The organism is Streptomyces sp. NPDC048417, from assembly GCF_040651615.1.
GTDB lineage: Bacteria > Actinomycetota > Actinomycetes > Streptomycetales > Streptomycetaceae > Streptomyces.
Map to the genome: position 1 here is coordinate 1 of NZ_JBEZKI010000087.1, position 1,580 is coordinate 1,580.

The window sequence follows — 1,580 nt, forward strand, 5'->3', positions numbered from 1 at the left end:
TCAGGACCAGGCGATCTCGCCATGGCGGTCGATGAAGCGTCCGGTGCCGGCACCGGGCCCCTCGGTGGCGAGGGCGACGATCGCGTCCGTGCCCTCGGTGACGGTCTGGGGGCCGCTGTGACCGTTTATGTCGGTCGCGGTGTAGCCGGGGTCGGCGGCGTTGACGCGAATGCCCTTGAGCCCCTTGGCGTACTGCGTGGTCAACATCGTCAGCGCCGCCTTCGAGGAGGCGTACAGCGGCACGACGACGTGCGACTCGGACCGGCCGGGGTCGTGGGTGAAGGCGAGGGAGCCCATGCCGCTGCTGACGTTGATGATCACGGGGTCGTCCGAACGGCGCAGCAGCGGCAGGAACGCGGTGGTGGTGCGGACCACGCCGATGACGTTGACGTCGAGGACGGCGCGGGCGTCGGCGGCGGTGAGGTCGCCGGGATCACCGAAGGGACCCTGGACCCCCGCGTTGTTGATCAGGACATCGATCCTGCCCTCGTGCTCGGCGACGTCCGCGGCGGCGGCGGCCACGGACGCGTCGTCGGTCACGTCGACGGGGACGAAGCGTGCGCCCAGCGCGGCGGCTGCCTCCTCACCCCGCTCACGGTCGCGGGCTCCCAGGAGAACGGTGTGACCGCACGCGATGAGGCGGCGGGCGGTCTCGCGGCCGATGCCCTTGTTGGCTCCGGTGATGAAAGTGATCGTCATGCCTTCGATAGTTGCCTTGACGAGGGAGCCGGACCAGGGACGCTTCGACGGTGGGAAGACCAGTACCACCCTCGCGCCCCCGCATGTGATCGGGGACGCGGGAGGATGAAGAGCATGACGACGACACCGCCCGGGGCCGGACTGGGCGCGGCGATCCGCACGTGGCGGAACCGGCTGCCCCCGTCAGCCGCTGGGCTGCCGGTCGTCCGCAAGCGCCGGGCTGTCGGGCTGCGGCGCGAGGAACTGGCCGACCTGGCCGGAGTGTCGGTCGACTACGTCGTGCGCCTGGAGCAGGGGCGGGCCACGACACCCTCGGCGTCGGTGGTGGCGTCCCTGGCGCGCGCTCTCCAACTGTCCACCGCCGAGCGGGACCACCTCTACCGGCTGGCCCAGATCGTGCCGCCGGCGGACGGCACGATCTGCGACCATCTCCCGCCCGGTATGCAACGGGTACTCGTCCGCCTCGGAGACGTACCGGTGGCCGTGTTCGCGGCCGACTGGCAACTGGTGTGGTGGAACCACGGGTGGGCCGCCCTGCTGGGAGACCCCTTGGCCTCGCCGCCGCGGATGCGCAACTTCGCCCGCGACAGATTCCCGGTGGGCGCCGATCACACCCCCCTCGCGCTGTGGCCGGTCACCGAGACGGACCCCGACACCGCCGACGCCGCCCTCGTCTGCGATCTGCGCCGCGCCACCGGCCGCTTCCCCCGGGACAGCCGCCTGGCCGCGCTGGTCCGCGACCTGAACGCAGGCAACCAGAGGTTCGCCGAGCTGTGGGCGAAGGGAGAGGTGACCGCGAACCGCGAGGTCCACAAGAGGGTCGATCACCCGTCGGTGGGCCCGGTCACGGTGGACTGCGATGTCCTGACCGACGGCGACAC

2 protein-coding genes are annotated in these 1,580 nt (G+C 71.6%); one reads left to right on the forward strand and one right to left on the reverse strand.

The window, feature by feature from the left end:
• Entirely contained in the window at nt 1–699 is a 699-nt protein-coding gene (locus AB0D59_RS51075; protein WP_362580073.1) for an SDR family NAD(P)-dependent oxidoreductase, read from the reverse strand.
• Between the two features lie 105 nt (nt 700–804).
• On the opposite strand from AB0D59_RS51075, the gene AB0D59_RS51080 reads away from it, so the two are divergent.
• Nucleotides 805–1,580: helix-turn-helix transcriptional regulator (locus tag AB0D59_RS51080; RefSeq protein ID WP_362580076.1), on the forward strand; the 776-nt coding region annotated here is incomplete at its 3' end.

What these genes read in the sequence shown, in the direction of transcription:
- AB0D59_RS51075 (WP_362580073.1), bottom strand. Translation starts at nt 699, where the DNA reads ATGACGATCACTTTCATCACCGGAGCCAACAAGGGCATCGGCCGCGAG.